General features: G+C 57.9%; 25 protein-coding genes. 5 read left to right on the top strand and 20 right to left on the bottom strand.

Annotation, left to right across the window (positions count from 1 at the left end):
• Position 1 precedes the first annotated feature (1 nt).
• Genes AB4090_RS00255 through AB4090_RS00245 form a run of 3 tightly spaced genes read right to left on the bottom strand, consistent with a single transcriptional unit; the run spans position 2 to position 2,176 of the window.
• Entirely contained in the window at positions 2–820 is an 819-nt protein-coding gene (locus tag AB4090_RS00255; protein ID WP_369571847.1) for a heavy metal-binding domain-containing protein, read from the bottom strand.
• A complete protein-coding gene (locus AB4090_RS00250) occupies positions 817–1,785 on the bottom strand; it encodes a heavy metal-binding domain-containing protein (protein ID WP_369571846.1) in 969 nt (322 codons plus the stop codon). Before AB4090_RS00250 ends, AB4090_RS00255 begins: the two co-directional genes overlap by 4 nt.
• Positions 1,786–1,795: 10 nt before the next feature.
• Positions 1,796–2,176: a hypothetical protein gene (locus tag AB4090_RS00245; RefSeq protein WP_369571845.1), complete on the bottom strand. Its 381-nt coding sequence runs from the start codon at positions 2,174–2,176 to the stop codon at positions 1,796–1,798.
• A gap of 144 nt (positions 2,177–2,320) precedes the next feature.
• Between AB4090_RS00245 and AB4090_RS00240 the strand changes: the two genes are divergently transcribed.
• Both AB4090_RS00240 and AB4090_RS00235 read left to right on the top strand, forming a co-directional pair.
• Entirely contained in the window at positions 2,321–2,521 is a 201-nt protein-coding gene (locus tag AB4090_RS00240) for a type II toxin-antitoxin system VapB family antitoxin (protein ID WP_369571844.1), read from the top strand.
• Positions 2,518–2,898: a type II toxin-antitoxin system VapC family toxin gene (locus AB4090_RS00235; RefSeq protein WP_369571843.1), complete on the top strand. Its 381-nt coding sequence runs from the start codon at positions 2,518–2,520 to the stop codon at positions 2,896–2,898. The genes AB4090_RS00240 and AB4090_RS00235 overlap by 4 nt, the downstream gene beginning before the upstream one ends.
• Here the strand turns inward: AB4090_RS00235 and AB4090_RS00230 are convergent.
• The gene (locus AB4090_RS00230; RefSeq protein WP_369571842.1) at positions 2,892–3,908 is read right to left on the bottom strand and encodes a lysylphosphatidylglycerol synthase transmembrane domain-containing protein; all 1,017 of its coding nucleotides are present in this window, start codon (positions 3,906–3,908) and stop codon (positions 2,892–2,894) included. The genes AB4090_RS00235 and AB4090_RS00230 overlap by 7 nt on opposite strands.
• An 18-nt stretch (positions 3,909–3,926) precedes the next feature.
• Positions 3,927–5,297, bottom strand: a complete 1,371-nt coding sequence (pabB, locus tag AB4090_RS00225) for an aminodeoxychorismate synthase component I (RefSeq protein WP_369571841.1) — start codon at positions 5,295–5,297, stop codon at positions 3,927–3,929.
• Between the two features lie 138 nt (positions 5,298–5,435).
• On the opposite strand from pabB, the gene AB4090_RS00220 reads away from it, so the two are divergent.
• On the top strand, positions 5,436–5,879 hold the full coding sequence (locus AB4090_RS00220) for an N-acetyltransferase family protein (protein ID WP_369571840.1): 444 nt from the start codon (positions 5,436–5,438) through the stop codon (positions 5,877–5,879).
• A gap of 48 nt (positions 5,880–5,927) precedes the next feature.
• Positions 5,928–7,271 (top strand): TolC family outer membrane protein, encoded by a 1,344-nt coding sequence (locus AB4090_RS00215; RefSeq protein ID WP_369571839.1) that lies wholly within the window; start codon positions 5,928–5,930, stop codon positions 7,269–7,271.
• Here the strand turns inward: AB4090_RS00215 and AB4090_RS00210 are convergent.
• Entirely contained in the window at positions 7,253–7,375 is a 123-nt protein-coding gene (locus AB4090_RS00210; protein WP_369571838.1) for a hypothetical protein, read from the bottom strand. The genes AB4090_RS00215 and AB4090_RS00210 overlap by 19 nt on opposite strands.
• A 22-nt stretch (positions 7,376–7,397) precedes the next feature.
• Here AB4090_RS00210 and AB4090_RS00205 point away from each other — a divergent pair, with 22 nt between their 5' ends.
• Entirely contained in the window at positions 7,398–8,132 is a 735-nt protein-coding gene (locus AB4090_RS00205; protein ID WP_369571837.1) for a hemerythrin domain-containing protein, read from the top strand.
• Between the two features lie 20 nt (positions 8,133–8,152).
• Here AB4090_RS00205 and AB4090_RS00200 read toward each other — a convergent pair whose 3' ends face one another.
• From AB4090_RS00200 to miaA, 14 genes are read right to left on the bottom strand one after another with little or no spacing between them, the layout of a single operon-like run.
• Entirely contained in the window at positions 8,153–9,010 is an 858-nt protein-coding gene (locus AB4090_RS00200; RefSeq protein WP_369571836.1) for an Hsp33 family molecular chaperone HslO, read from the bottom strand.
• Positions 9,007–9,780 (bottom strand): ATP-binding protein, encoded by a 774-nt coding sequence (locus AB4090_RS00195; RefSeq protein ID WP_369571835.1) that lies wholly within the window; start codon positions 9,778–9,780, stop codon positions 9,007–9,009. Before AB4090_RS00195 ends, AB4090_RS00200 begins: the two co-directional genes overlap by 4 nt.
• Positions 9,773–10,735, bottom strand: coding sequence for a D-glycero-beta-D-manno-heptose-7-phosphate kinase (gene rfaE1, locus AB4090_RS00190; RefSeq protein WP_369571834.1), 963 nt, complete (start codon positions 10,733–10,735; stop codon positions 9,773–9,775). Before rfaE1 ends, AB4090_RS00195 begins: the two co-directional genes overlap by 8 nt.
• The gene (locus AB4090_RS00185; protein WP_369571833.1) at positions 10,716–12,038 is read right to left on the bottom strand and encodes a UDP-glucose/GDP-mannose dehydrogenase family protein; all 1,323 of its coding nucleotides are present in this window, start codon (positions 12,036–12,038) and stop codon (positions 10,716–10,718) included. The genes rfaE1 and AB4090_RS00185 overlap by 20 nt, the downstream gene beginning before the upstream one ends.
• The gene (gene acpS, locus AB4090_RS00180; protein WP_369571832.1) at positions 12,035–12,442 is read right to left on the bottom strand and encodes a holo-ACP synthase; all 408 of its coding nucleotides are present in this window, start codon (positions 12,440–12,442) and stop codon (positions 12,035–12,037) included. The genes AB4090_RS00185 and acpS overlap by 4 nt, the downstream gene beginning before the upstream one ends.
• Positions 12,439–13,164 (bottom strand): pyridoxine 5'-phosphate synthase, encoded by a 726-nt coding sequence (gene pdxJ / locus AB4090_RS00175; protein WP_369571831.1) that lies wholly within the window; start codon positions 13,162–13,164, stop codon positions 12,439–12,441. Before pdxJ ends, acpS begins: the two co-directional genes overlap by 4 nt.
• A complete protein-coding gene (gene recO, locus AB4090_RS00170) occupies positions 13,161–13,895 on the bottom strand; it encodes a DNA repair protein RecO (RefSeq protein ID WP_369571830.1) in 735 nt (244 codons plus the stop codon). Before recO ends, pdxJ begins: the two co-directional genes overlap by 4 nt.
• Positions 13,885–14,793: a GTPase Era gene (gene era / locus AB4090_RS00165; RefSeq protein WP_369571829.1), complete on the bottom strand. Its 909-nt coding sequence runs from the start codon at positions 14,791–14,793 to the stop codon at positions 13,885–13,887. Before era ends, recO begins: the two co-directional genes overlap by 11 nt.
• Positions 14,783–15,478 (bottom strand): ribonuclease III, encoded by a 696-nt coding sequence (gene rnc / locus AB4090_RS00160; protein ID WP_369571828.1) that lies wholly within the window; start codon positions 15,476–15,478, stop codon positions 14,783–14,785. Before rnc ends, era begins: the two co-directional genes overlap by 11 nt.
• A 54-nt stretch (positions 15,479–15,532) precedes the next feature.
• On the bottom strand, positions 15,533–16,402 hold the full coding sequence (locus AB4090_RS00155) for an efflux RND transporter periplasmic adaptor subunit (protein WP_369571827.1): 870 nt from the start codon (positions 16,400–16,402) through the stop codon (positions 15,533–15,535).
• On the bottom strand, positions 16,399–16,599 hold the full coding sequence (locus AB4090_RS00150; RefSeq protein ID WP_369571826.1) for a DUF1656 domain-containing protein: 201 nt from the start codon (positions 16,597–16,599) through the stop codon (positions 16,399–16,401). Before AB4090_RS00150 ends, AB4090_RS00155 begins: the two co-directional genes overlap by 4 nt.
• Complete coding sequence (locus AB4090_RS00145; protein WP_369571825.1) at positions 16,589–18,772, bottom strand: FUSC family protein; 2,184 nt, start codon at positions 18,770–18,772, stop codon at positions 16,589–16,591. The genes AB4090_RS00150 and AB4090_RS00145 overlap by 11 nt, the downstream gene beginning before the upstream one ends.
• On the bottom strand, positions 18,769–20,214 hold the full coding sequence (locus AB4090_RS00140; protein WP_369571824.1) for an efflux transporter outer membrane subunit: 1,446 nt from the start codon (positions 20,212–20,214) through the stop codon (positions 18,769–18,771). Before AB4090_RS00140 ends, AB4090_RS00145 begins: the two co-directional genes overlap by 4 nt.
• Positions 20,211–21,146 (bottom strand): tRNA (adenosine(37)-N6)-dimethylallyltransferase MiaA, encoded by a 936-nt coding sequence (gene miaA, locus AB4090_RS00135; protein WP_369571823.1) that lies wholly within the window; start codon positions 21,144–21,146, stop codon positions 20,211–20,213. The genes AB4090_RS00140 and miaA overlap by 4 nt, the downstream gene beginning before the upstream one ends.
• Positions 21,147–21,149 lie beyond the last annotated feature (3 nt).

The following is a 21,149-nucleotide window of genomic DNA, read 5'->3' as shown; positions in this document are numbered from 1 at the left end:
TTTAATCGTTGACGGGCAATACCAATTGCGGCCGCAAGGCGTCCACTCGCGTATCGGCATCATCCATGGCCTTTACCGCCGTACCCACGGCAAAAAACTCGATTACGTGCGGCTTCCAGTTATGACTGCCCTCATGCAATTGCACACCGGTAATGCCATCGGCTTGTGCATCCGCTGCTTCCTGCTGCATACGTTCCATCGCCAGCTCGCGGGCGTCATACATGGCCTGGGTGAACTGCTCTAGCTCCGTGTTGCGGCCGATGTTCCCCATGCTCCGCAGCACGCCTTGGTGCGCAACATGGTAAACGCAGGAACCCATCACCATTTCCATGGGGCGGTAGCCCGCCTCCAGCAGCATCCAGAAATCCTGCCCGGATAGGTCGCTGGTGAAGGGCTTGCCACCCACACCCTTAAAACCTGTTTGGCCAGAGCGATGGGCAATGGCGGTGCCAATCGCCATAAATTCGAGGATGTCTTGGTCCCATTCCATGCGCTTGACCTCCAGGCGCACCCCCACCACCCCATCAGCCTGCAGAATGATGGCTTCCTGCTCCATACGGCTCATCGCCAGCTCACGAGCCTGATACATCGCCTGAGACAGGACATCCATCTCCATGTTCTGATTCCAATTACCATATTGGATACCCATGTGATAGATGCAGGAGCCAACAACCAGGCCCAAGGGCTCGAATTCGGCCTTGCGCACCATGACGAATTCATTGACCGACAGGTCGGAGGTAAAGATACCTTCATGGCTGCCTTGCGAGCGCAGACCCTTGAGGCGTTCAACGGCGTGGGGGGCAATCACTTCTTCAGTCATAACAGATCCTTGCGATGGGGACGGAAAGAACGCAACGGGCCACCCAGGGAAACCGTAGGCAGCAATTCATGTTGCGGGGCAACGGCAGGCTGGTAACTGACAGCGGTACCGATGGCGATGTGGCGGCAGAGAAAGCTCTCGCCCTGCTCGGCATTGACGCGGAACAGTTGGGAATACTGGGTGTGCGCCAAGACCCCAGCGCCCAATTTGCGTCCATCCTGTTGCAGATTATAGAGGGCGCGGCGACGGACGTTTTCCTGAAAGCTAGAGAGGTCAGGAATTTCCATATTCCAGTAGCGGGCAGCAAAGGGCGCGGCCTGGTTGGCCTGATCGAGCATCGTCCCACCCCAAGGTTGGTACCAGTCATACTCGGCACCAATGGCAATGCCTACCGGCACCACCCCCTCCTCCAGCAAGCGCACAAATTCCAGGGAAGAGACCGTCGCCACGGCGGGTTCCCAGGATGCCGGCAGATCCTGAATGCGCACCGCCGTGCCCATCAGGGCATAGTCCATATCTTCACCGTCGCCATGGCGCACGCGCATGTCGACATTCAAAACGGCATTAGCACCCATGGCTACCGCTTCCAGGCGTAGGCGATCGATTGCTTGGTGCCAACCATCGTAGTGTCCCTGCGTCCAGGAAAAACCAAAGTGATACCAGCAGTTGCCACCGACCATACCCAGGGGGTGGATACCATGGCTACGCTCCATGAGCAGGGCCGCCACTGGGCCGCTTTGAATCCACGGACGTTGTCCTGCAGCCGTGGCGCGCAGGCGATCTTGCACAAAACTGGGCAAGCGTCGCTGTTGCAGGGCCGCTTGCCATTCAAAAGCACGCTGCTGCGCCGCAGCGCTAGGGGCAACATTCACTGATCCCACCTGGCTCGCAACATTGGCGACTGTTTTTTCCAGGTCTTCCGTAACTTCGTGCAGTCCTTTTTGAATCTTATCCCACAGCGACATAGGCACCTCGCTACTGCAATAAAAAGTCGTGCAGGGTCTGGCTCGCAGCCTGCATTTCCGTAGAGATCGCCGCCGCATCCTGCAACAACGACTTCAACCAATCCCCCAAAGAGAGAATGTCACGCTTCAGCACTACACCACGCACCACCCGCGCACGCAGGGTTTCCACATGGGTACCGTCAAAATTCAGGTGGTAATCGAACTCACCAGCATGCACCAAGAGATGCACCAAATGCTGATGATGGGAAAATAGCCCGTCTTTTTTACGATCTGCCTCTACAAAGCCCGGCATACCTTGTTCAAGCCGCTCGGCCAACGCCTCCAGAAATGCCTTCATATCGGTTTGCGAGCGGCGAATCCAAGCTGCGCTCTCGTCAAAGCTGATGTCCACACGGTCTCCTCGCAGATATGCGTTATAGATACAGACCACACGATTAGATTGTAGTTCGCTTACCGTTTTTCTGCCGCGCAGCAGCTTGCCAGGCGCATCCATTTTGATGAATACTCACATCAAAATGGATGCCCGGAACTGGAAATGAGAACGACCGTAACCATTGATGATGGCTTGTATAAGAAGGCGCTCGAAGTAGCCGATCCGAGCATGGACAAGGCCGACCTTTTTCGCGAGGCAGTGAAAGTATTCGTGCGGGTACAGGCGGCGAAGCGCTTGGCTGCCCTGGGAGCCACCGAGCCCCAAATGCCGGAGATTCCGCGACGTAGAACAGAATCTCGATGAACGGGGTTCTGGTGGATACCTCCGTCTGGGTGGATCATTTTCGCAACCGTAACAATGCTCTGATCGAACTGCTCGAGCTAGATCTAGCGATGATACATCCAGTAATTATTGGTGAAATCGCCTGCGGAACACCGCCATACCGCAAAAAAACGCTAGCGGACCTCCAGACCTTACAACCGTCTCAGCAGGCGAGCGTGCACGAAGTCATAGATTTTATTGAACGTGAGCAGCTGTTTGGGCAAGGTTGTGGCCTGATCGATCTGCAGCTACTCGCGTCCACACTAATGACACCAGATATCGTATTGTGGACGTTAGACAAACGCCTGAGCACCTTGGCAGAGCGCTTTGCCATCAACTACAGCCCTGTCCATCATTGAAGTGTTCCCGCATCACCGACGTGGCCACGCTGCGCCAGCGGATGACGATGGATACCCAGCCAGAGCCAGGCGCCCGGCAGGCTGGCCAGTAATACCGTCGTCCCGGAAAGCAGGGAGAGGGCAAGGGCTTGATCATGCCCCATCTGTAGTGCCCCTAGGTACAGCACCAATAGGCCCTCGCGCAACCCCCAACCCGCCAGGGAAATCGGTAACGCCAAAAACAGGCTCACCACCGGCCATACCACCCAAAGGGCAACGGCATCGGGCCGCTCGCCCAGGGAATGTGACAAGGCCCAGAACATAAAAATGGAACAAACTTGCACAAAAATCGATAGCAGCACGGTCGCAGCCAATGCCGTAGGATTACGCAACAACATTCCCATGCCCGCACGAATATCCCGTAGTTTGTTTCCCAATTTACCTAAACGATCTTCGAGAAAACCGAGACCGGGGCTCAGAATCAGGGTAATGATTACCACGTAACCCGCACTCAGGATTGCCACTGTCTCGCCCATGCCGGGTAACCGATGCAAAGCGTGACCGCTAAGCAAGTATCCCAGCAGGGCAATCCCGACGAGGGCACCCATGCCAATGAAACGGTCGGCAAACACCACCGCCAAGGCCAAGGTCGCCGAGCCGGTCTGCGGGCGGGTGTACCAGGCGCGCAATACATCCCCAGATACCGAGCCCGGCAGCACTTGGTTGAAATAGGCACCGACCCAGTTCAAACGCAGAAGCCATGCTGCAGGAGCGTGTTTTTTAGCGGCCCTAATGATCACTCCCCAGCGTATGGAAGAAACGGAAAGGTTCACCGCGTAAGCCAACACCGCCAGTAAAAACCACGGAATGCGTATCTCGAGAAAGCGTTGTTCGAGAGCCGTCCAGTTGGTCTTGTGGAACAGCCAGACAAAAATGGAAATGGTAACAACGATCTGCAGCAATAGGCTCCAGGGGATTTTTTTTCGGTGTTTTTCTGCCCTTATGGGGCTGGACTGCGGTTCAACGGGCATTGGCAAGGCGCTCCCAAATCAGCGCGTTACTCTAGCGCAGCCCAAGCCTTGCGGCAAAAATTCTTCCAGCACCGTGCGAATCATCGCGACCTTCTCCTGGCTCTCGGCATATTCACTGGCGCAATCCGAGTCGGCCACGACTGCCCCGCCACCAGAAAAGCGCAGACTACCACGCGCATCCAGCTCCAGGCTGCGGATCAGGATATTCCAGTCCATGTTTCCGGCGGCGGCCACATAACCAAAGCTGCCACAGTAAAGTCCGCGGTTGTGTGCTTCCAGTTCGGCAATGATCGCCATCGCCCGGCGCTTGGGTGCGCCGGTAATCGATCCACCCGGAAAAGCGGCGCCCAGGGCATCCCAAGCATCGAAGCCGGGGGCCAACTCTGCCACTACGCTACTGACCAGATGGTGCACCTGATCGTAGGATTCCAAGGCAAAGAGTTCGGGCACGCGCACGGAGCCAGTGCTTGCCACATGCCCAAGATCGTTGCGTAGCAGATCAACGATCATGACATTTTCTGCCTGGTCTTTCTCGCTCGCCAGCAATTCTGCTGCCAGTGCGCGATCTTGCTGCGGATCTTCACTACGTGCCCGGGTGCCCTTGATGGGACGTGCCTCCAATTGGCCATCCTGCAAACGCAACAAGCGCTCCGGCGACACACTGAGTAAGCTCCCCCAAGGATGGCGAAAAAATGCCGAGAATGGCGCTCTGCTGACGCTACGCAAGCGGGCGTAGAGTGGCCAGGGATCACCCAGCCAAGAGCTGGTAAATGTTTGCGTGAGATTGATCTGATAACAATCGCCCGCACGAATGTACTCCTGCACCTGGGCAAAAGCAGCGGCATACTCTGCGTAGCTCCAATCATTAGCGATGGGCTCTTGCAGGATAAAAGAGGACGCAGAGGGCGGAGAAGCCAAAACGGCATGCCAGGATTCCTGCGCAGGCGAATCACCGATGATCCAAGCACGCTGTTGGCGATGATCCTGCGCGAGTCCTTGGTCATAGAGAGCAAAGAGCGCCAGCGGCTGTGTTGATTCCCCTTTGCCGCCAAGTTTGTGGCGCATGCCCCACTCATAAGAAAGGTAGCCGCAAACCAGAGGGAATTGTGGTAGCTCGCCAGGGCTTACCGGTAAGGACTCGCCAAGCACCCGCCGCAAAATCGGAAAGAGCGCCTGATCCTGCAATTCGGGCAAGCCATCGGGCCTCTGGCACCAAACGCCATTTCCATCTTCCCAAACCCACAAACGCGGGTGGCGTAGAAGTAAATCGAAATGCCGCTGTGGACCGGAAGCCAGACCACTATCCAGGAAAACCGCACCCGGCTCCGCCGCAAAACGGGCGAATATCTCTGCGCCATCGCGGTGATAGGCAACTTCTTGGCGCTGCATCCGCACCCCTATTTCATCATCTGATGCAGAAGTCTTGCCTGAGCTGTTTGCTGTTGTCTACACTTTCGGGATGATTCATCTGCTACTCCCCACACCCTTGGTGTAGATTGCAGATCCATAACAGGCAAGAGGCAAGCCATGCAAATCCGCCCGGCACAAACAGACGACCTTCCCGCCATACTGCAGCTCTATGCCCAACCGGGCATGGATGATGGCAGTGTCCTCGAACTTGCGGAAGCGGAGGAAATTATCGCCCGCATAGCGCATTACCCTAATTACCGCATTTTCGTTGCGGTGGACCACGATACAGTTATCGGCAGCTATGCTCTACTGATCATGGATAATCTTGCCCACCGCGGCACGCCCTCTGCCATCGTGGAAGACGTGGTGGTCGACCCACAGCGGCAGGGTCTAGGCATCGGCAAACAGATGATGGCCCACGCCATGGAGATGGCCAGAGAAGCCGGTTGCTACAAGCTGATGCTATCCTCCAATGCCAAGCGCGAGGCTGCGCATGCCTTTTATGAGTCGATAGGGTTTTCCCGGCATGGCTACAGTTTTCGTGTCGATCTTGTAAACTGACCGGACGGTCAGTACACTAGCGCAAGATTTCGACGGAGCCAGTTGCCCATGTCTGCTTTGCGTCGCACCATCGTTCCCGGCCTTGTGCTGTTATTTGCAAGCCCTGCGATTTTCGCGGAAGACTTGCTTACGATCTATCAACAGGCGGTGCAAACAGACCCGCGCTTGGCTGAGGCCCGTGCAAACCTGCAAGCCGCTGAGCAGGACAAGCCACTGGCACGCTCTGCCTATCTTCCCCACCTCGGCTTAGGCGCCAATGTTGGCTTCAATACCGGTAGCTTTTCTGGCTTTGCGGGTCTCAACATCAGCAAGGCGTATCTCTCCAACAGCTACAGCGTTAGCCTGACGCAAGCCGTATTCAACGGTGCTGCTCTAGCAGCCATGAAAGAGGCTGGCAGTCAGATTCAGACAGCAGCAGCGGGGCTTGCCTACACCGAACAAGACCTGGCGCTACGAGTGGCCAAGGCCTACTTCGCGGCACTCGAGGCGCAGGCCCAAGAGGCCATTGTCAAGAAACAACGCAAGCTGTTGGACAGCATCTACAAACAAACTGAAGCAACCCTGCAAATCGGTACCGGAGACATCATATCCGTGCGGGAGGCGCGAGCACGACTGGATGCCGCCCAGGCCGACGAGATTCAAGCAGAGAATGCCACACAAATTGCCCGCCAGCAGCTCGAACGTCTAACGCATCAACCCATCGGCCAGCTCGCACCACTGGAACACTACCAAGCCCTTGGGCCCGAGCCAGACAATATGCAGGATTGGGTGGCGAGCACCATGAAGTCTTCGCCGCAAATCCTCCAGGCCGAGGCGCAAACCCAAACTGCACAAGAAGAAGTCGAGGTGCAACGTCGCGCCCGGTGGCCCAAGCTGGAGCTGCAAGGCATCGCGCAGCACACCCATGGCAACCCCTTCCCAGGCTTTACCGAAAACCAGGCGGGCGTCAGCCTGAATCTCTCCATGCCGCTCTTCGAGGGCGGGCAGATCTCTAGTCAGGTACAGAAGGCGCAGGCACAGAGTATGGCAACGAGCGACCATCTGGGCAGTGTACGCGATGCTGTCAAGCTCAACGTGGAGAGCGCTTTCCTCGACCTCAAAAATAGCGTCGCCCAGCTGCAAGCAGCCAAGGAGTCGGTGCAGTCAGCCAAGGTTTCGCTAGAGGGTACGCGCAAAGGCTACGAGGTCGGCACACGCTCCATTATCGACCTTCTGCAAACCGCTACCGACTACATCCGCTCCGAACAACAGTACAACGTCGCGTTCTACCGCCAGATCACTGCGCGCGTGGCCCTCAAGGCCGCTTCGGGCCAGTTGAATATTGGCGATCTTGGCGCAATCAACGCCCTCCTGCAGAAGTTCAGCCCCGCAAATCACGCCAACAACCAATAGTAAAGCGCGGTCTTCAGCAGGGTGACAAAACCATTGACCGTGCCGAGAACATCGGTGGCAAGCTGCGCTGCCATGCTGTTCGGCGTATAGTATTGGCCTGACAATACGACTTGCGAGGAGATGATAATGGCGGAATCGGCGGAACTGAGCACTCTATCCCTGGACCTGCGTGGGGTTCCCGATGCCAAGGCTGGTCCTCTGCTCTTCACTGCGGCGCAACGCCTTGGGCTAGGACAAAAAATCACTCTACAGATCGATCGCGATCCCCATACCCTGCTGCGCGCCACTGCCTTCCAGCTCCGCGATGCCATTTCCTGGACAGTAAACGGTGCAGGTCATGATTGGCAGGCCGAGGTACTCCCGCGCAAGGAGGCCGAGGCCAAGGACGTCGTCGATCTTCTTACCTGGGATCATTACCGCCTCGACCGCCAGTTTGCTGATGTCCTCGCCGCCGCCAATGGCAACCGCATTCAGGAGGCTGAGAGCATTTTTCAGGACTACTGGATTGGTCTGCGCCGTCACGTGCATATGGAAAATTATATTCTTGGCCCAGTACTTGGCGGTGGTGAGAAGAAAGGGCCGTTGGCGGACATGCTCTTCGAGCACGATAGCATCATTCACCAGTCACGGCTCGTAGACGAAACCTTTCAGGAACAGGACTACGGTATGCTACCGGCCATCTGCGCGATGCTGTCCGGCTCACTGGCCAAGCACGAAAATCGTGAGGAGAACACCCTCTTCCCCATTTGGCAGGCTGCCAACAATCAAGACAAGTTGCGGGCCGAAGAATTTTTGCTGGAGACCAAGGCCCTGCTTGCCGGCGCCGATGACGCTACCGTGAAGGAACGCTTCCCCGACTGACGGAGAAATACTGTCGCGGTTTAGTGCAGCGCCTTGCCCGACGCAAAAAGCGCGGCAACGGCAGCTGCATCGAGGCGATACACCTTCTGGCAATACTCGCAGGTGACTTCCACTTGTCCCTCGGCCGCCAGTGTTTCCTCCACTTCTAGCTCCCCCAACGCCACGAGCATGCGCTCCACTCGCTCCCGCGAACAGCTGCACTGAAAATGTAGCGCCTCCGGGTCGCGCAGGCGCACACCTACACTTGGGAAAATTTCGGGCAAGAACTGCTCGGGTCGCGCCAACAATAACGATCGGTCCGACCCCACGGCGAGGAAACTGGTGGCCGTTTCCCATTCTTCCGGGGTGAGAATGCCCGGTAGGCGTTGCAAAAAATATCCTCCGGCAAGTCCCTGTTCGCTGTCGACCACCAAACGAAACCAAGCGGGCGATTGTACCGATTCTGCGAAATATGCTTCCAAGGATTGCGTTAACGTGTTGCGCAACTGAATCAACCCCTGATAGCGGTCGCGATCCATACCCATATCCGCGGTCAGCGCCAACAAGGCCTCGGGCAAGGCAGCCAGATCAAGGCTTTCCTCTTCCCCACGCCAGCGTGCGTAGGCGCGCATGCCGCCACTAGCCATCATCTCTGCCACCAAGAGTTGCAAACTACCCTGGCTCTGGGCCTGCAGAATAAGCCGTTCAAAATGCTTCTGCGTGCTCGAAATGAGGGCCAGGCCGACCAGGATTTCTCCCAGCAGCTGCCGTAATTCGGAGGGTCCAGACAAATCCCGCACTACCCGCTGAAAAATGGTATCGACACGACAACGCGCACCCCGTAGGGGCAGGCTTTCCCAATAAAAGCTCTGCAAAAAATCCGTGTTTTCTTCGCTCACGCTGGCAGCTCCCGCGCCATGAGCGGCTGCATGGCTCGCAACAACTGTTTGAACAAACGCGGATCGCGCTCTTCTTGCGCAGCAAGCAATTCTTTCATGCGCTGACGCTCGGTTGGATGACGAAAACAGGCAGGGCAATTTTCGATAATGATGGGTAGAGCTTGGCCCTCGGCATAGGCGCTGGTCTGACGCTCGCGGCAATATACCAGCGGGCGAATTACCCGCAGATCCCCTTCGCGCACCGCGTAATGCGCCTTCATAGTGCGCAATTCTCCATTGTAAAACATAGACATAAAAAAACTTTCCGCAAAATCATCCAGGTGCTGGCCGAGAGCAATAACGTTGTAGCCCTCGCGCCGCGCGCAGGCATAGAGCACGCCGCGGCGCATACGCGCGCAAAAACTGCAATAGGACGGACGTCCTAGATGTTTCTGTGCCCGTCCAAAGATATCCTGCCGCTCCCAAAACCAGGGCAAGCCGAGGCCGTGCACGTGCGCACCCAGGGGCTCGGGATCAAAGTCCGGACTCTGGGGATCGACGGTAGCAACGCCGAGATCGAATTGCAGCGGGCTATGCCGCTGCATTTCCGCAAGCAGCGCCAACATGCTCAGGGAATCCTTGCCACCGGACAAGGCCAACAGCACCCGATCTCCAGGCCGTATCATGCGATACTCCTGAATGGCCTTGCCCATACGCCGCGCCAGCAAGCGCGGCACCGGCAAGCGATGCTCCTGCGCCTCCTCACTTACCGAGGATGCCAGCTCAGCCATTTGTACCGTCGCTGGCGGCCGCCAGTTCTTCCCGCGACACCGTCGCTGCCCCCAACTTGCCGACGACGATGCCAGCGGCGCGATTGCCCAGCTCTACCGCCCGATCCAAGGGCCAGCCCGCCGCCACCGCCGTGGCAATGGTGGCAATTACGGTATCGCCAGCGCCGGTCACGTCAAAAACCTCGCGCGCCTGGGCCGGGTGATGGTGGATGCCATCCGCCAGAAAGAGGGTCATGCCCTCCTCGCCCCGGGTCACCAACAGGGCTTCCAGTTGCCAGGTCTTGCGCCAACGCTCTCCCAGCACACGAAACTCTTCCTCCGAACGCCAGCCACCGACCACAGCCTGAAACTCGCTCTTATTGGGAGTAATCAGGGTGGCACCCGAATAGCGCTCGTAATCTCGTCCCTTCGGGTCGATCAATACCGGAATCTGGTGTTCGCGCGCCAAACGAATCCAGGTCTGCGGACTCTGGACTGCACCCTTGCCATAATCCGAGAGCAACAATGCCGCCGTACCCGCAAAAAAATCCTCCCCCGCCTGCAACAGATCGCGCACGGCCTCATCATCAGGCCGCTCTTCAAAATCCAGGCGCAGCAACTGTTGCTGATGCCCGATGACGCGCAGTTTGACGGTGGTAGGGAGCTGGTCCAACAGCAAAAAACTGGTTTCTACCCCAGCCTTCTGCAGTAGCGCAGCGAGGCTCCCACCCGCACTGTCCCGACCCACAGGTGCGCGCAGGCGACAATGGGCACCCAGCGCTGCGATATTGAGGGCAACATTGGCGGCCCCTCCGGGCCGTTCCTCTTCGCGCCCCACCTGCACCACTGGCACCGGAGCCTCGGGAGAAATGCGCTCAACGCGACCAAACCAGTAGCGGTCAAGCATCACGTCGCCGAGTACGGCAACGCGCGCCCGGGATAGGTGATCTAGAGAATCATGGACGTCCGATGGCACGATATTGCAGTCCTGCAGCTTGCGGTAAACGTGGATCGTAGAGGTTACGACCATCGATGATCAAGGGATGGCGCAAGCGCCGTCGGAGTTCGGCAAAATCCGGGCTGCGGAAGATCTGCCACTCGGTGCAGATCACCAAGGCATCCGCCCCGTCACAGGCCTCATAGGGATCGTTACAGAGTTGCAGATCGCTCGCGCTGCCATAGACACGCCGCGCCTCTTCCATAGCTACCGGATCATACGCCCGAATTTCGCCACCGCGACGACGCAGACCGTCGATCAGGGTGCGGCTGGGTGCCTCGCGCATGTCGTCGGTGTTGGGCTTGAAGGCGAGCCCCCAGATGGCAATGCGCTTGCCATGCAGATCCTCTCCGAACTCCGCTACCAGCTTACGCTCAAGCACCTGCTTTTGTGCATTGTTGACGCTTTCCACGGCACGAATCAGCGACGCATCAAAACCCAACTCCCGCGCCATGTGTTCCAAGGCGCGGACATCCTTGGGAAAACAGGAACCGCCATAGCCACAACCAGGATAAATAAAATCAAAACCAATGCGCGGATCGGAACCAATGCCGATCCGCACGTGCTCGATATCTGCCCCCAGGCGTTCCGCCAGACCCGCCAACTCGTTCATGAAAGAGATTTTGGTCGCGAGCAAGACATTGGCCGCATATTTGGTCAGCTCGGCCGAGGGAAGATCCATCACCAGGACGCGATCGTGATTACGGTTGAAGGGCGCGTAGAGATCACGCATGCGCTGCGCCACCTGTTCATCATCGGTGCCCACAATGATGCGATCCGGCTTCATGAAGTCACCGACCGCTGCCCCTTCTTTGAGAAACTCCGGGTTGGAGACCACCGAAAAGGCGAACTCCACCCCCCGTATATCCAGCTCCCGCTGAATGGCGGCGCGCACCTTTTGCGCCGTACCCACCGGGACGGTCGATTTGTTGATGATGATACGCGGCTGGTCGAGATGTTTGCCGATGTCTGCCGCCACCTGGAGCACGTAGCGCAAATCTGCAGAGCCGTCTTCATCGGGAGGCGTGCCAACGGCAATGAAGAGGAACTCGCCATGCGCCACGCCCTCGGCAATATCGGTACTGAAGTGCAGGCGCCCACCGTCGATGCCGCTGCGCACCACCTCCGGCAGATCCGGTTCATGGATCGGGATTTCTCCTGCCTGTAAACGCGCCACCTTTTCAGCATCAATATCGATGCAAAGGACCTGATTACCGACCTGAGCCAAACAAGCACCCGTGACCAGCCCAACATATCCTGTACCAACCACCGTTATTTTCATCGCTCTCTCCCCACTGCTTCGCTGACCAGCTCTTCGATGACTACCGTGGCCGTGGCGTACTGATGTTCATCACTCAAACTCAGCCACAAGCGTGGCTGCCGGGCACACTGCTCAAGGCGCGCTTGCGCCGCACCACACAAAACCAGCTCTGGGCGGCCGAGGCTATCGTGGCTTACCTGAATTTCTCCCCAGGAGATCCCGTTGCGCAAGCCGGTGCCCAGCGCCTTCAATGTTGCCTCTTTGGCAGCAAAACGACGCGCGAGAAAGGCGGCCCCCTGCGCTGATGGAAACTCCGCTTGCTCCTGCTCGCCCAAAACGCGTTGCAGGAGCCGCTCCCCCCAACGCTCCAGCAACCCCGACATGCGCTCAACAGAGACCAGATCCGTGCCTAAACCAACAATCAATGGCGTGCCTGCCGCATCAAGCGTTTCATTTCGCGTACCGCACTTTCCAGACCATGAAAGATGGCATGCGCAACAATCGCATGTCCGATATTGAGCTCCTCTATTTCCGGGATTGCCGCAATGGCTTCCACATTGGTGTAGTCGAGACCATGCCCAGCATTGACTTGCAAACCAAGACTCTGCGCCAGTCGTGCCGCCGAGCCAAGCAATTTCAATTGCGTCAGCAACTCCGCACGACTGCGCGCATTGGCGTAGCTTCCGGTGTGCAGCTCGATGACCGGCGCGCCCGTAGCTGCGGCTGCCTCAATTTGCTTGGGGTCAGGATCAATAAACAAGGAAACGCGCACCCCCGCTGCGCTCAGACGCTCGCTTGCTGCACGCACCCGCGCCTGTTGTCCGACCACGTCCAAACCACCTTCCGTAGTAAGCTCAGCGCGACGCTCGGGTACCAAACAACAGTCGCTGGGCCGCAAACGCTCGGCAATCGCCAGCACATCCTCGTTGACCGCCATTTCCAGGTTGAGGCGGGTACGCAGCGTCTGCTGCAATAACTCCACGTCGCGTTCCTGAATATGGCGGCGATCTTCCCGCAAATGTGCAGTGATGGCGTCGGCACCAGCGCGTTCTGCCACAAATGCTGCCTCTAGGGGATCGGGGTAGCGCGTACCGCGCGCCTGGCGCAAGGTGGCGACATGATCAATATTTACACCCAAGGCTATCATCTGGCTCCCGTCCCTCCATTACTGCCCCGCCGGCGCTGCAAGTATGCCGCAAGTAGGCGACGGCTCTCCAGTGGCCGTCCGGCCAGGGTCTGATCCAGCTCTCCAGCCAAATAAGCGCGCAACTCCCCCCACAAGGCTCGCTCAGGTGCCGATTGCATGTCACTGGCGAGCCAGGTCAGCGCCGCCAAAGGAAGCGGCTGCGCCAGTGCTGGCCGGTGCAGGGAGCAAAACATGCCCGCGCCAGCACTGGCATAGGATTCCGCGTCCGTGAGGGGGATGCCGCAATGGGCGCAGTACGCGAGATCCGCCGCCCAGCCCAGGGCCTCCAGCAAACGACGTTCAAAACGCCGCAAGAGCCAATATTCCTCCGTCCCCTGCGCCAAGGCGTGCAACGTACGAGAGTATTCTACAAAGATCTCTGCCTGTGGGTCGGCACGTTCGGTCAGACGTAGCAAGAGTTCATTCAGGTAGAAGAGCAAGAGTGCCGGTACAGGACAATGCGTCAATGGACTGGGAAGCTCTTCTGCGCCCTGCAAAACTGGGAGTTCACCGTGGCCAGCCCAGCGCACCCAGTAAGGGCGCCCAGCCTCCAAGCGCCCACTGCGGCGTTTCCCCCGCGCCAGGACTCCCAGACGGCCATGATGCTCCGTAAACAATTCGAGAATCAGGCTACCGTCGCCAAAAGGGTGATGATGCAGTACCCAGACCCGCTCGCCGTGATTACGCTCCATAACCCATGTCGCGCAGAATACCGGGCTGGCGATCCCAGTCTTCGCGCTCTTTTACCCACAGCCCCAGCCATACCCGCGCTCCGGTCTGCTGAGCGATGCTCTCCCGCGCCCGCGTGCCAATGTGCTTCAGGCGCTGTCCTTTTTCACCCAGGAGAATGGCCTTTTGTCCTGGTCGGCGACAATAAATGGTTGCCTCGATTTCATGACGGCCATCCGCTGCGATGCTGTACTTTTCGATGGCCACGGCAGTCTCGTACGGGAGTTCGGCACTGAGTTGGCGAAAAATCTGCTCACGCACGGCCTCAGCAGCAAGAAAACGCATCTGCCGGTCGGTTACCTCGTCTTCGGCATACTGCGCCGGACCCTCGGGCAGGAGGGGCAATATGACATCCGCCAGATGCTCGACGTCGTCCGGTCGACGGGCGCTCATGGGGATGATCTCGACAAACCTGGCCTGCTTGCCCAACTCTTGCAAATAGGGAAGCAAGCGCTCTTTTTGCGCAATCCGATCAATTTTATTAGCCACCAGAATCAGCGGCAATTCCCGCTGCTGTAACCAGCGCAGCGCCTCGGCATCGCCGGCTGTCCACAGCGGCGCCTCTACCACCAAAACGCCAAGGTCGGCGGCATCCAGGGCCGAGCGCGTAGCACGCAGAATGTGGCGGTTGAGACTACGATAGCCTTGATGCACCCCAGGGGTGTCGAGGAAGAGAATCTGGCCGTTGGGCCGGGTGTAGATGCCAAGGATCTGATCGCGGGTGGTTTGCGGGCGCGGTGCGGTAATGCTGATTTTTTGCCCGATCAGATGGTTAAGCAGAGTCGACTTGCCAACATTCGGGCGGCCAATCAGCGCGACACTGCCACAACGATGAACTACTGCGGGTTCGTCAGCCGACATGGCGTTGTGTACTCAACAGTCCTTGTAACTGATCAAGCATGAGCTGCGCCGCCTGCTGCTCTGCCTTGCGCCGACTGCTGTCTTCCGCTTCCGTAGATGCCGTGCCATCGACGCTACAGCGCGCCACGAAGCGCCGTTCGTGCGCCTGACCTTTTTCTTCGATCAATTCGTAAAAAGGCAATGCGCGCCCTTTACCTTGCAATAACTCTTGCAGACGGGTTTTCGGATCGCGCAGCTCTTCCGCCCCCAGAGCATCGGTAATCAGCGGTACAATGAGATGATCGACGATGGTTTCCGCGGCGGCAAAACCACCATCAAGATAGGCAGCGCCAAGGATGGCCTCTACTGCATCGGCACGGATGGAGACGCGGCGAGCGCCACCACTGCGCAATTCCCCGGCGCCAAGGATGAGTGCATCTGCCACACTAATGGACTCTGCCACTTGCGCCAGCGTTTCTTCACGCACCAAACGCGCCCGCATGCGCGATAAATCACCCTCGCTGACCTTAGGAAAACGTTCATATAAACGGGCAGCGACGACAAAATTCAGTGCTGCATCACCGAGAAACTCTAAACGTTCATTGTGTAGCGCCGCGGCGCTACGATGGGTCAGAGCCTGACGCAATAAAGCGAGGTCCTGAAAACGATAGGCAATGCGATCTTGCAGGCGGTCTAGCATATTCATGCGGCCAGTATACCTGTTGGTACGCAAAAACGGGAGATGGAACCCGCATAATCTCTACGAAGTATTTTTTCCTTCAATTACCACGGAACAAATCATTCCCGCCGTCAGCGGCAAATTTTTCGGTTTCTGCAGCAATCTAATACGAACCGGAATACGTGCCGGCAAACGTACCCAGTTGAAGCTGGCCCGCACGTCTGCTTGCAAGCGCTCGCCGGTTCGACTCTCGCGGTCGGCAATTGCGGGCGCAATGCCCTCTACTATCCCAGGCAAAGCATTTGTGGCGCCAAGCAGCTTTATCCGCGCGCGATCGCCGGTATGCACCCCATGCAGACGGGTCTGTTCAAAATAGGCATCCACCCAATAGCTATCCGACTCTACCAATGCCAGCAGCGGCTTGCCGGTATCCGCATAATCCCCCACCCGTAAGCGTAGATGCGTAATAATTCCCGCCACCGGCGCGCGCACCGCGGTGCGTGATAAATCATATTCTGCCAAGTTGACCCGCGCCTGGGCCGCACTCAGTTGAGCCTGCGCCACCCGCACCGCCAGTATGGCATCCGAGCGTGCCTCTGCCGAAACGATATCCGCTGGTAAACCAGTACGCCGCGCCGCCTGCTCTTTGCGCAATGCCAATTTTGCGCTGGCCTCCGCGAGCGCTGCCTGGGCGTTGGCTAGCGCCAGGCGATAGCGGCGCGCATCGACGCGGAACAGGAGCGCACCCGCATTCACCGTCTCGTTGTCCTTGACGTATAGGTCGATCACCCGGCCACTGACATCGGCATTAATCTCGGCGATCTGCGCCTGCACCACGGCATCCCGAGTCCAGGGGCGATCCATGTAGGCATGCCAAAGGCGCCAGCCCAACCATCCTGCCAGCAGCAGTACCAACAGGGTCATGAGCACGCGCAGCAAGCGACGAATCATCCATATACTCCCAAACCCAACAGGGCAAAAACACACGCGAAAAGCGCTAGGCGAAACAGCGCTGGGTGCCATACCCAGCGATCCAGGTCCCAACGGCTCGTCAATTTATCCGCCACCAGATACAACGCGACACTGAGCGCAAAAATGGGCAAGAGCGTTGGTACCAGCGCGCCAAAAACACTGATCTCAACGGGCATCGCTGTCCTCCAGGATGGTCGAAAGGCGTCGAGAAACGCTGGCGATCACATGCACATAGACGCGAAATAGAGCATCTGGCGGCAAAATTGGATGCAAAGAGGGATCGATTTTTTCTTCCGGGAGATGTTGTACCGCATCGAGGATGGCGCGCAAACGCTTGCGGTAGTCTGCGGTCATGACAGCAGAGTGCCGTTGCTGAATGCTCTGCAAGAGCGGCTCGACATACTCGTCGGCATAGACCTGTAACGGATGCTCGCCGCCCTCCTCGCCACGCGCGTGCAGCAAAATACGCAGTTGCAGTATCCCTTCGGCCAACTCATTCAGACGCATCGCCTCGCGTAGCACTTGTGCATCCTGCGCCTGCTGCGGGGAAAGGTCAGCGGCGAGGAGACGCAGATACTCGCGACTCTCGGCGGCATAGCGACTGCGCAAATTGGGCAGCGGGGCACTCGCCACTTCGCGTACCAAGGCACGAAAACGCTCCAACAGGCGACTGCGTTCCCAGCGGTTGCCCGTAGGAAAAATTAGAAAAAACGCAAGCCCAACCAAAAACACCGCAATCAGCTCGGCAAATCCGGTATTGAACATAGTGGTGTAAGCAAACACCTCATCATTGTTGGGAATAGCCAGCTGCGGGAAGAAGATACCAAAGCCCGCCGCTGTTCCCGCCCAACGGGTTCGGGTCAGGAGCCAAGGCGAAATCAGAAAAAACGGGAGCAGGATCAGCGCGAGCATGGGAAAACCCTGCACTCTGGGCAAGAGCTCCAAGGAAAATAACAATGCCGCAAAAAACGCGAGCGAAATACCCACGCCCATCTGCCGCACGGCAGCAACCGGGTTGGGAAAAGTGGAAAAGAGCGCGCTGATGACCACGGCAATGATCAGCGCCGCAGGGCCAGAAGGCCAGCCTGTGCGCAACCAGAAAAAAGCAACCAAACCGAACACTACCATACTGCGCAAGGCGGCACCCAGCGGCTGGATGATTTCGGTTGGTGGGCGATCGAAGTTTGCCTTCCAGCGCTTGTCCCGAACTTGATCGATGGTCATGGGCAGAGGCAACAGGGCAACCTCCGCCTGCGGATATAGAAAGCGGGCATAACTCGCAAGATAACGTCGCAATTCTGCCAAATAGCGAGTGAGCAGCAAGATAAAGCTGTCCAAGGCCAAGGCCTGGAGGTCATCTAGCTGGTGACGCAAATCTCTACGCATTAGGGCAAGTTGTGCAACAACATCTTCCTGCACGTTTTGTAGTCGCAGCTGCGCGCGGGCCATATCGCTTTCCTGTATGGCATCTTGCAGGTCAAGAAATTCCTTTTGCAACTGATCCAACAGTTCTTTCGTAGCGTCTCGTACGCTAGCAAGGTTCCGCCGTCGTAGGCGCCGGACATGGCTATTGAACAGGTAGAGGGTGCCAGAGGCAAACATCATGTCGGCAATCATCTCTCCTACGCGTTCATTTTGCCGATGCCCCGCGGCACTCTCAAAGATGGAACCGGAACGATAACTATCGAGTTGCAGAGTCTCCTGGGTGGCAGCCAAATGTAGAAGAGTCCAATCGGCGCGCGGCACACCGCCATCCAACACGCGCAGGGTATTGCGTAAAAAATGCTCCAGGCGGCTTTTCGCAGTCTCTTGCAGTAGCTCGCTCAGAGGCTGGGGGAATACCACCGCACTCACCACGGACGCAATGAGGATTCCCAACATCACATCACTCAGGCGCGCAATCCCGATATAAACGGCATGACCGGGGTCAAGGGCGGCAGGCAATCCGACCAAAGCGGCAGTGTAGCCAGCCAGGACAAAGGCATAGGCCTGAAAATTACGAAAATAGCGCGCACCGGCGGTACAAAAACCTACCCAAAGGGCCAAACCGGCAAGAAAACCCATGCGCGCATCGGGAAACGCCACTACCAGGAGTATGGCGACTACAGAACCCACGACAGTACCAATCGCGCGATAAAAACTCTTGGCGAGTACCATGCCGTTACGCGACTGCATAACAATAAAAACTGTCATAACGACTGTACTGGGTGAGTCCAATTGAAAACGGTAGGCCAGCCATAATCCGAGCAACGCCGCAAAAGCGGTTTTACCCCAGAAAAACCAGGTTTGTAGGTCCTGGCGATAGAAAGTCTGCCAGACCTGGCGGCGAGCAAGGGCAAGGCTCGTCATGAGCCCGCTGCGCTGTCCGACCAGGTATTGGCCACCACCCGCCCCCCCAATGCAGCGTAAAGGTTGACCAGAGTTTGCTGTGCATGGGTATTGAGCCGTATCTGCTGCAATTGATTATCGATGACCGGCAGTTGTGCCTCCAGGACTGGCAGGGCGTTGTTCAGTCCCGCGTGGTAACGCTCCTGCTGTAGCTTTTCCGTACGCTGCAACACAGCCTCACGCTGCTTGAGGCTCGCGCGCTCCTGTTGCGCGGCTTGCAGTGCCGTCAGGGCTGCGGCCACCTGCTGCAACGCATGCAAAAGGCTTTTGCGATACTGCGCCAAGGCGATTTGATAATTGGCTTGGCTGGCATCAAAATCTCCGCGCAAACGTCCGCCGGTAAAAAGCGGCAGGCTGATGGCCGGCCCGATGCCGGCTTGCAACGAACCGGGATGCAAGAAGGTAAACAAAGCACCGGCGGCCGCTAGACCTCCGGCAAAGGCGACAATATTAATATTGGGATAATAGGCATCGCGCGCCACATGCACTGCCGCAGCGGCGGCCTCGATGGCACTGCGTCGTGCCAGAACGTCGGGCCGCTGCGCGATCCATTCAGCAAGTACTTGCCTTGGGCTTTTCCAACCCGACTGGAGCAAATTCATCTCGCCATCAGCCAGTGGCATCGGCAGGCGCGTGCCCTGCCCACAAAGTACCGCCAAGGCCTCGCGGTTGCTCTGACGTTTTTCCCTTTCCACGTCGATCTCCCGGTGCAGGCTGGACAGGCGAGCGGCGGTCCCAAGGGCCACAAGCGAGTCACTGAGACCATGCTGCTCGCGTTGCCGCTCGATATTCTCGACTTGCTGTAAAATCCGCTGCTCGCGTTGTAGCTGCGTCAGGACAGCATCATTGCCGGAAATCGCTAGCATCTGCTGCAAGGCGGCATTTTCCAACACCAGCGTTGCCGCTCGCTGTTTTTCTTCCATCACCTGCACATGCAATCGCGCTTCTTTTACGCGCTCTTTTTCTTTACCCCAAAGGTCTAAATTGTATGAAAAATCAAGCTTCAGTGAATTATTCCAAGAGGTTTCTCCCGCATAGGGAGGCAGATAAAACTGATTTTCCGTCCAGCGACTGACACCAACATGGCCCGCCGCATTGATCTGCGGCGCAAGTTCGGCACCGGCACCGCGCAACTCTGCTGTCGCCAGGCGCACCCGACCCTCGGCCACTGCCAAATCGGGATTATCGTGCAACGCTAGCTGGAGAATTTTCTGTTGCTCGGCATTGAGCAAAGGCTGCCACCAAGTTGCGGTAGCAGCGAGCGTAGATTTCTGCAAATCCAATCCGGTACTGAGCTGCAAGTCCTGCAAACTGGCCGGCGCCGCGAGCTGCGGCATCCTCGGTGCGCAGGCGGCGAGCGACAATAGTGCCAGTACCCAGCCAGCAATGTGCCAAATCTTCAAGCGTTATTCTCCCGCAATCGCTTCTGCAATTCTGCCAGAATCTGGAGCACTTGCGTGCTGTCTTCTGGATGCAGGAGCCAATCTGCGGGCTCGGCACGAAACCAGGTTTCCTGGCGCTTGGCGAGTTGCCGGGTGGCGTAGAGGGCTGACTGTTCGGCCTCGGGCAAGGAGCACTCCCCGCCCAGCCAGGCAAAGAGCTGCCGATAACCCACCGAACGACAGGCGGGATAATCGGCTGTACCGTAGCGCGGGAAGAGCGCCTCGGCTTCCTCGCGAAAACCGGCGGTAAACATCGCTTGCAGCCTTTGCGCGATACGCGCGTGTAATTCTGCGCGGGGATGTTGCAGCGTGATTTTCCAGATGGGCCCGGTCAACCCGCCGCGCCACGGGCTGCTTGTCGCGTTGCCTTGCGCGAGGAGTTCGAGGGCACGCTGAATGCGCTGCGCGTCGTGGGGATGGATAGCGGCGGCGCGTTGCGGACATTGTTCTGCCAGACGTTGGTGCAAGGCGGGCCAACCGTCGCGCTCAGCCTCCTCCTGGAGCTGCTGACGGAACATCAGATCAGCCGCAGGCAAGTCGGCAATGCCCCGTTCCAGGGCACGAAAATACAAACCCGTGCCTCCCACCAGCAGCGGAATCTGCCCGGCAGCATGGGCGGCAACGACTTCCACCGCCGCATCGCGGGCAAAATCTCCGGCAGAATACGCCTCCTCTGGCTCGCGAATGTCGATCAGGGCGTGCGGGTATCGCGCCTGCACCGCCACTTCCGGTTTGGCACTGCCGAGATCGAAGTGCCGATAGACAGCCAGGGAATCGACGCTGATCAAGCGCACCGGAAATACATCTGCTAAGCGCAAGGCTAGGCCAGTCTTGCCACTAGCCGTCGGCCCTTGCAGAAAGAGGGTGGGCAGTTCAGGAGACTGGGGAGGCATGTC

This window comes from Acidithiobacillus sp. IBUN Pt1247-S3, assembly GCF_041146875.1.
Lineage (GTDB): Bacteria > Pseudomonadota > Gammaproteobacteria > Acidithiobacillales > Acidithiobacillaceae > Igneacidithiobacillus.
Note: the sequence above shows the minus strand (reverse complement) of the source record. Positions and strands in the feature narration are given on the sequence as shown.

Excerpts from the sequence above, each read along its gene's own strand:
- rnc (WP_369571828.1), bottom strand. The coding sequence starts at position 15,478 with ATGAATATGCTAGACCGCCTGCAAGATCGCATTGCCTATCGTTTTCAG.
- AB4090_RS00185 (WP_369571833.1), bottom strand. The coding sequence starts at position 12,038 with ATGAAAATAACGGTGGTTGGTACAGGATATGTTGGGCTGGTCACGGGT.
- AB4090_RS00155 (WP_369571827.1), bottom strand. The coding sequence starts at position 16,402 with ATGATTCGTCGCTTGCTGCGCGTGCTCATGACCCTGTTGGTACTGCTG.
- AB4090_RS00205 (WP_369571837.1), top strand. The coding sequence starts at position 7,398 with ATGGCGGAATCGGCGGAACTGAGCACTCTATCCCTGGACCTGCGTGGG.
- AB4090_RS00240 (WP_369571844.1), top strand. The coding sequence starts at position 2,321 with ATGAGAACGACCGTAACCATTGATGATGGCTTGTATAAGAAGGCGCTC.
- AB4090_RS00150 (WP_369571826.1), bottom strand. The coding sequence starts at position 16,599 with ATGCCCGTTGAGATCAGTGTTTTTGGCGCGCTGGTACCAACGCTCTTG.
- AB4090_RS00235 (WP_369571843.1), top strand. The coding sequence starts at position 2,518 with ATGAACGGGGTTCTGGTGGATACCTCCGTCTGGGTGGATCATTTTCGC.
- AB4090_RS00220 (WP_369571840.1), top strand. The coding sequence starts at position 5,436 with ATGCAAATCCGCCCGGCACAAACAGACGACCTTCCCGCCATACTGCAG.
- pabB (WP_369571841.1), bottom strand. The coding sequence starts at position 5,297 with ATGCAGCGCCAAGAAGTTGCCTATCACCGCGATGGCGCAGAGATATTC.
- pdxJ (WP_369571831.1), bottom strand. The coding sequence starts at position 13,164 with ATGATAGCCTTGGGTGTAAATATTGATCATGTCGCCACCTTGCGCCAG.
- AB4090_RS00215 (WP_369571839.1), top strand. The coding sequence starts at position 5,928 with ATGTCTGCTTTGCGTCGCACCATCGTTCCCGGCCTTGTGCTGTTATTT.
- era (WP_369571829.1), bottom strand. The coding sequence starts at position 14,793 with ATGTCGGCTGACGAACCCGCAGTAGTTCATCGTTGTGGCAGTGTCGCG.
- AB4090_RS00195 (WP_369571835.1), bottom strand. The coding sequence starts at position 9,780 with ATGGCTGAGCTGGCATCCTCGGTAAGTGAGGAGGCGCAGGAGCATCGC.
- AB4090_RS00250 (WP_369571846.1), bottom strand. The coding sequence starts at position 1,785 with ATGTCGCTGTGGGATAAGATTCAAAAAGGACTGCACGAAGTTACGGAA.
- miaA (WP_369571823.1), bottom strand. The coding sequence starts at position 21,146 with ATGCCTCCCCAGTCTCCTGAACTGCCCACCCTCTTTCTGCAAGGGCCG.
- AB4090_RS00255 (WP_369571847.1), bottom strand. The coding sequence starts at position 820 with ATGACTGAAGAAGTGATTGCCCCCCACGCCGTTGAACGCCTCAAGGGT.
- AB4090_RS00145 (WP_369571825.1), bottom strand. The coding sequence starts at position 18,772 with ATGACGAGCCTTGCCCTTGCTCGCCGCCAGGTCTGGCAGACTTTCTAT.
- AB4090_RS00230 (WP_369571842.1), bottom strand. The coding sequence starts at position 3,908 with ATGCCCGTTGAACCGCAGTCCAGCCCCATAAGGGCAGAAAAACACCGA.
- recO (WP_369571830.1), bottom strand. The coding sequence starts at position 13,895 with ATGGAGCGTAATCACGGCGAGCGGGTCTGGGTACTGCATCATCACCCT.